We start from the raw sequence: 6,511 nt of genomic DNA, 5'->3' as shown, positions 1-6,511 counted from the left end.
GTGTTCGACGGCGCCCATTCGATGCCGCCACAGGTCTCGGATGCTGCGATAAAGCACCTGCTCACGACAAGTCAGGAACCGTCTCAATAGCCGATCCGCTACCGGTCGCGCTTCGCCGCTTCGGTCGCGCACGTTGCTGTTGGCGGGCAGCGCGCTGGAGCGGGTGCGCGATCATGGGGACCGGTTCCAGCCACTCGCCGGGTCAGCGCTGGCGAGTACGACGTCCCCTCCGTACCTCCCTGACGAACTTGGCACCGAGGCCGGCCCCGATCACGACGACTGGGGTGCCGATACAGAAAACGGCCGATGATGCATTGGGGAAGCTGTAAGCGATCGCGAGGAGTGCTGCGAGCGCAGTGACGACGATCAGGACGTAGAGCAGCCATGCACGCATGAGGGTTGTCCTTTCCTGCATCGAATCAGAAGGGTGCAGATGAGCGGCAGCCGACGGTAGATCCGCCTTTGACGTCGTACCACCAGAGCTTCCGTCCGCCACTGCAGATTCCGTTCTTGAAGACGTAGGTGGTCGCGACGCTGACGACGACACCGATAGCTGCGCATGCCGCCCATCCGACGCCAGGAATCAGGCAGATCGCAGCGCCGATGGCGGCTCCGCCACCTGCCGCGAGCGCTTGCTGGTCGACAGTGTTGAATCCGATCGCGGTCTTGATGCCGGAGAAGCGCGCTTCGAGGAACGGGGTGATCGTGCCATTGGTGCCCTCTGTTTTCTCCGCTTCCGCAATCGCTCCGCGGACGTCATCGGCACTGGGAAGGGTGATCGCTCCATCGTCGACGACGTACCGGTGGTAGGTGTGACCGTCCGCGGTGAAGGTCTGTCGCGGCGCGGGGGATGCCTCGAGTTGCTCGATCCCTTCGAGGAACACCCGGGGGTCGAGAGCAGCACTCCCATTCGGGGCGAGCGCGTCGAGTTCCGCGGCGGAGATGAAAGTCGACTCGTCAGCGGCAGGTTCCGCGGCTTCGGCGGCACCCGCGACGAGAGATGAGCCGAGCAGTGCGGCAGCCGCAGTGGCGACGAGTGGAAGGCGGTGTGAGGTTCGGACGATGGGCGTCAAGGCGGTCTCCTGTCCTAGCGACGTTGCTAGTCGAGCTGCTGCTCGATCAACAACACCTTGCACGCAGAACGTAAAACGCGCAACCTGGTATATCTGTCAGCCGTTGGCTGTTCGTTAGGTGGCTCGTCCTGGAAGAGAGGGAGATGGTGCGAAATTCGCTGGGTTGCTCGGGGCACTGGCGCGCGAGTCTTCGTACAGCCGACGGCTGGCGAGCTTTCCATGAGCCCCGCGGGCCGTACGCCACCGCCTCGATGCTCAATTGGGGGAGCATCACGAAGGGAGTCGTGGGCACGACGGCCTTGCTCACACTCGACGTCGAGCGGCCGGTCGTGCACTACCTCCCCGGTGTGCCCGATGCCGAGATGACCGTCGCTGATCTCGTCCACCACACCTCGGGTCTGCCGCGGCTTCCGGCCATGATGCGCGACCGCCTGTTCGTGGACCCGTACCGAGAGGCTGTCGGGGTTCCTCTGGACCGTGCAGCTGCGGTGCCGGTCACGCCCCGAGGCAGTTTCGTGTACTCGAACCTCGGGTACGCCCTTCTCGGTGCGGTGCTCGACGTCGTGCACGGCGACTGGTTCGCCGCTGTGCGCCAGCACGTCTTCGAGCCGGCGGGGATCAGCTCTGCGACGCTCATGCCTGCTCCGGCAGAGCGCGTGACGCCGAAGCTCCTGGGCTGTCCGATCAAGCCGTGGGCGCTCGGGGAGTCGTCGTTCGCAGCGGCAGGCGGGGTCTGGTCCACCTTCGACGATCTCTGTCGCTACGCCGACTGGGCGCTCGAGCTGGGTGCTGAGTGCTCGCGCACGGTGAGCTGGCAGCGGGAAGAGACATCGACCTGGATCAACGGCGAAGTGCGAGCGGCAGGAGCGGTCATCGTCAACGCGGCCGGAGTCACTGCGGCGGTCCACACGCTCGCCAAGGCTCCACATGCGGCCGACAAGATCGCGACGGCACTCATCAAGCAGGAGGTGCGGCGCTAGTGGAGAGGCGCGGTAAGAGGTGATGCCAGTACCCACGAGTCCTGTCTGCAGGACCGCAGCAGCGCCTCCAGGCCGTTCTGTCTTCCAGCGGCTGGCGTCCCGACGGGACGGCGATGCTGGCGAGCTCAGCTCGCACGATGTCCACGCCAGCGGGCACTGCGCCGAGCTTGCTCAACGCAGCACGCCGCGCCAGCGAAGCCATCCAGCCTCGCTGACGGTGGTGCCGGGGTGGACTTCCCGGTAGCGGCGAACTGCTGCAGGGTCGATGAGGCCGCCGAGGGAGATCAGTGCCGATGGGCGCGGCTTCATGAGGAAGCACTTCTGCCGGTTGGCAGCGGTGGCCTTCGCTCTCGGAGGTGTCGATCATGGTTGCTCCTCAGGTGCGGCTCGGCGCACGGCTCGGTGTGCCACTGGGATGGACAGGAGTGCGCCGCTGACGAGCACGACTGTGGCTACGAGCACCGAGATGGGAGTGCGAAGCGATCCGACGACGATGCTCAACGAACACCAGAGCACGGTGATGGTCCCAGCGATCATCGTCGGACGCAGCGCGGCGCGGTGCCCTACTCGCCAGGCTGCGTCGCTGGACATCGTGATCCGAGTCCGAACGCCGGCGAGTGTGTTCCGGGCGAGCGACCCGGTTGCCGCTCTCCAGGTAATCCAGGTCACGAGGACCGCCGCGACGATCTCCAGCGTCAGCGCGAACACCATTGCGCCACCGATGCCGACGACGGTAGCGTCTCGGATTGTGAACGGCAATGTATCGGTGGTGGACCAATCCCGTGTCGACGGTCGCTCTGCGGAGGGACGCACCACTGATGGTGAGCGCGAAGGGCAACCCCACTATCGCCGACAAGCGCGGGGAGTGATCGGCATGCGGTCCGAGGAGAAGGAGTACTGATGGACCCACTCAGTCCGACCGTGCTCGACGGCGTGCTGACGGCCGTGTCCCTCGTCGCGCTGCTCCTCGCTCTCGCAGCGCTCGTCTCGCTGATCCGATCCCGCGCGATCGCTGGTCGGCGTTTGCTCGGATGGGCGCTCGTCGTCATCCTCGTCCCGATCATCGGGCCGGCCGCGTGGTTCGTGGTCAGGAGCCGACAACGTTCGATCGCGCCCACCGAGAGCGGCGTCGGCTCGTAGCAGCCCGAGCTCAGTACCAACGCGACGCGGAAGTCGGACGCAGGCCGAGCCTCCCGGCAGCGTCGAGAGCCAGACACCTGAGCCACGCAACACGAACGACGGCTCGCCTCCTTCCGGAGGCGAGCCGTCGTGCAGTTCGCAGCGGTCAGCGACCCACGGGTGCGGCAACCCCGGCGAGCTCAGCTCGCACGATGTCCGCCCCGGCGGACAGCGCCCCGAGCTTGTCCAACGCGGCACCCCGCGCCAGCGGCGCCATCCCGCAGTTGGAGCTCGGGATGAGCTTGTCCGCATCGACGAACTCGAGCGCCCGACGGAGCACCTCCGCCACTTCCGCCGGCGTCTCCACGGTCTCGGTCGCGACGTCGATCGCGCCGAGCATGACCTTCTTCCCGCGGATGAGCTCGACGAGCTCGAGCGGCACGTGGGAGTGGATGCACTCCAGCGAGACGATGTCGATCGACGACTGCTGCAGCAGCGGGAAGGACTGCTCGTACTGGCGCCACTCCGCCCCGAGCGTCTCCTTCCACTTGTTGTTCGCCTCGATGCCGTAGCCGTAACAGATGTGCACGGCGGTCTGCGCACGGAGGCCCTCCGTTGCGCGCTCGAGCGCGGCCACGCCCCAGTCCTGCACCTCGTCGTGGAACACGGTGAAGGCGGGCTCGTCGAACTGGATGATGTCGACGCCGGCCGCTTCGAGCTCCCGTGCCTCCTGGTTGAGGATCGTGGCGAACTCCCACGCCAGCTTCTCGCGGCTCTTGTAGTGCTGGTCGGAGAGCGTGTCGATCATCGTCATCGGGCCGGGGAGCGCCCACTTGATCGGCCGGTCGGTCTGCGCGCGGAGGAACGCGGCGTCCTCCACGAACACGGGCGCCCGGCGGCTCACGGCACCGACGACGGTGGGGACGGCAGCGTCGTACCGGTCACGGATGCGGACGGTCTCCTTGCGGTCCAGGTCGACACCGTCCAGGTGCTCGATGAACGTCGTGACGAAGTGCTGCCGGGTCTGCTCGCCGTCGCTGACGATGTCGATGCCGGCGCGCTCCTGCTCGTGGACGGCGGCCCGGAGGGCGTCCTGCTTGCCCTCGGTCAGCGCTGCCCCTTCCAGCTGCCAGGGGGACCAGAGCTTCTCGGGCTCGGCGAGCCAGGACGGTTTCGGCAGGCTGCCGACGATCGAGGTGGGCAGGAGGGTGCTCATGCGGGTGGGATTCCTGTCGAGTGGGTGTCGGTCAGAGCGAAGGGACGGCGGCGGCGCCAGCAGCGGCCCACCGCTCGAGGAGTGCTCGGTGCGGCTGCACGAGGTGCTCCTCGGTGTAGCGGCCCTGGGTGATCGCGAGGCGGCTCCGCTCCTCGCGGTCGTACGTGACGGGAGGCACGGTGTAGTCCGTGTGCGCGAGGCTCGGGCGGTAGGTGCTCGGCGCGGGCGTGTTCGCGTTGTAGATCTCCGGGCGGTAGATCTTCTGGAACGTCTCCATGGTGCTGATCGTGCCGATGAGCTGCAGGTCCGAGTAGTCGTTGACCAGGTCGCCGCGCGTGTAGAACGCGAGCGGTGCCTTGCCGCCCGGGGGCATGAAGTAGCGCACCTGCATGCCCATCCGGCCGAAGTAGTCGTCGGTGAGCGACGAGTGCTCGTGCTCGTACTCGGCGCCGAGGACAGGGTGGACGAACCCCGACTGCCGGTAGGTCTGGCTCGTGGAGACGCTGATGCAGACCACGGGCTCGGCATCGAACTCGTCACGGAACGCGTCGGACTCCAGGAAGCGCTGGAACAGCTGACCGTGGAGCTGGCCGAAGTCGGACGGGATGCCGGCCTCCTTGTCGAGCGACGGCAGCAGGACGGCGAAGTCGTAGTCGCGCAGGTACGACGAGAAGTTGTTGCCGAGGATCCCCTGGTGGCGCTCGCCGGTGTGCTGGTCGAGGATCGCGACGTCGAGCATCTCGAGCAACGGGAACGCGCCGGAGGCACTGCCGTCGACGAAGTGCGCGGTGACCGAGACGATGTCGAGCTCGAGGCGGTAGCGGTCAGCGGCATCACCGGACGGAGACGACGCCAGGTCGTTGCACCGACGGTCGATCATGGCCAGGGCACTGCGGAGGTTCTGCTGACGGTGCTCGCCGCGCGCCAGGTTGGCGAAGTTCGTGGTCAGCCGGGAGCTGTCGGCGGGGGAGTAGTCCTCGTCGAAGCGGGTCCTGGTGATGCTGAAGGTGAGGTCGTTCGCCATGATGGGCAGTCCGTAGGTCGAGCGCCCGGAGGCACTGGGGAAGGGGTACCTCGATGATGCCGGGGTTCCGAGGCCATCGGGTAATCCCCAGACGCTATGCGCTGGTATAGCCTGCGCCTATGGCCCGTGTCTCGAACGACATCACCCTGCAGCAGCTCCGCTACTTCATCGAGGTCGCGACGGAGGGCTCGATCAGCGCAGCGGCCGATCTGCTGTACGTCGCGCAGCCGACCCTGTCGGCCGCGATGAAGGACCTGGAGGCTCGGATCGGCCGGGCGCTCTTCGTGCGTTCGGCGCGGGGTGTCGTCCTCACGGTCGACGGCGTCGAGTTCCTCGGGTACGCCCGACAGGTGGTCGAGCAGGTCTCCCTCCTCGAGCAGCGCTACGTCGGAGGCCAGCCGTCACGCCGTCTGCTCGGGGTGTCCGCGCAGCACTACTCGTTCGCGGTGGAGGCCTTCGTCCGGATGGTCGAGGGAGCTGCTGCGGACGAGTACGAGTTCTCGCTCCGGGAGACGCGCACCTGGGACATCATCGAGGACGTCAGGACGCTACGGAGCGAGGTGGGCATCCTCTACCGCAACGACTTCAACCGGCAGGTGCTCGGCAAGCTCCTGCGGGACGCCGGCGTCGTGTTCACCCCGCTGTTCGTCGCGGAGCCGCACATCTTCGTGGCCCGTCGGAACCCGCTCGCGTCCCGGAAGCGGGCGACCCTCGCGGACCTCGCCGACATCCCCCGGCTGACGTTCGACCAGGGCGCGAACAACTCCTTCTACCTGTCCGAGGAGATCCTGTCGACGATGTCGAGCAAGCGGGAGATCCGGGTGTCGGACCGGGCGACGATCTTCAACCTCATGATCGGGCTGGGCGGGTACACGATCTCGACCGGGCTCATCAGTGACGACCTCGACCCCGAGATCGTCGCCATCCCGCTCGACGTCGACGAGCGCATCGAGATCGGCTGGATCGCCCACGCGTCGGTCCCGCTCACCGTGCAGGCGCAGACGTACCTGGACGAGCTGCGCGCGGTGGTCACGAGCTACGGCGTCGAGCCGCTCGGGTGAGCGGGGCGGTGAACCGCGGAGCTCGTCCCGCCGGGCTC

8 protein-coding genes are annotated in these 6,511 nt (G+C 67.1%); 3 read left to right on the top strand and 5 right to left on the bottom strand.

Going from position 1 to position 6,511, the window contains the following annotated elements:
* Nucleotides 1–202: 202 nt before the first annotated feature.
* Both ACIPJY_RS15005 and ACIPJY_RS15000 read right to left on the bottom strand, forming a co-directional pair.
* Nucleotides 203–394, bottom strand: coding sequence for a hypothetical protein (locus tag ACIPJY_RS15005; protein ID WP_400460910.1), 192 nt, complete (start codon nt 392–394; stop codon nt 203–205).
* A gap of 25 nt (nt 395–419) precedes the next feature.
* Nucleotides 420–1,073: a hypothetical protein gene (locus ACIPJY_RS15000; protein WP_400460912.1), complete on the bottom strand. Its 654-nt coding sequence runs from the start codon at nt 1,071–1,073 to the stop codon at nt 420–422.
* A 143-nt stretch (nt 1,074–1,216) separates the two neighbouring features.
* Here ACIPJY_RS15000 and ACIPJY_RS14995 point away from each other — a divergent pair, with 143 nt between their 5' ends.
* Nucleotides 1,217–2,053: a serine hydrolase domain-containing protein gene (locus ACIPJY_RS14995; RefSeq protein WP_400460914.1), complete on the top strand. Its 837-nt coding sequence runs from the start codon at nt 1,217–1,219 to the stop codon at nt 2,051–2,053.
* A 363-nt stretch (nt 2,054–2,416) separates the two neighbouring features.
* Here ACIPJY_RS14995 and ACIPJY_RS14990 read toward each other — a convergent pair whose 3' ends face one another.
* Nucleotides 2,417–2,644: a hypothetical protein gene (locus tag ACIPJY_RS14990; RefSeq protein WP_400468219.1), complete on the bottom strand. Its 228-nt coding sequence runs from the start codon at nt 2,642–2,644 to the stop codon at nt 2,417–2,419.
* A 309-nt stretch (nt 2,645–2,953) separates the two neighbouring features.
* Between ACIPJY_RS14990 and ACIPJY_RS14985 the strand changes: the two genes are divergently transcribed.
* Nucleotides 2,954–3,193 carry a PLDc N-terminal domain-containing protein gene (locus tag ACIPJY_RS14985; protein WP_400460918.1) on the top strand — a complete coding sequence of 80 codons (240 nt, stop codon included), beginning with the start codon at nt 2,954–2,956 and terminating at the stop codon, nt 3,191–3,193.
* Nucleotides 3,194–3,338: 145 nt separating this feature from the next.
* On the opposite strand, the gene ACIPJY_RS14980 is transcribed toward ACIPJY_RS14985, so the two are convergent.
* Entirely contained in the window at nt 3,339–4,388 is a 1,050-nt protein-coding gene (locus ACIPJY_RS14980) for a methionine synthase (RefSeq protein ID WP_400460920.1), read from the bottom strand.
* 31 nt (nt 4,389–4,419) lie between these two features.
* Nucleotides 4,420–5,412, bottom strand: coding sequence for a putative oxygenase MesX (locus ACIPJY_RS14975; RefSeq protein ID WP_400460922.1), 993 nt, complete (start codon nt 5,410–5,412; stop codon nt 4,420–4,422).
* Between the two features lie 119 nt (nt 5,413–5,531).
* On the opposite strand from ACIPJY_RS14975, the gene ACIPJY_RS14970 reads away from it, so the two are divergent.
* On the top strand, nt 5,532–6,473 hold the full coding sequence (locus ACIPJY_RS14970; protein ID WP_400460924.1) for a LysR family transcriptional regulator: 942 nt from the start codon (nt 5,532–5,534) through the stop codon (nt 6,471–6,473).
* Nucleotides 6,474–6,511 lie beyond the last annotated feature (38 nt).

It is taken from the genome of Curtobacterium sp. NPDC090223 (assembly GCF_044746585.1).
Taxonomy (GTDB): Bacteria; Actinomycetota; Actinomycetes; order Actinomycetales; family Microbacteriaceae; genus Curtobacterium.
This window is presented reverse-complemented; position numbering and strand designations above follow the sequence as displayed.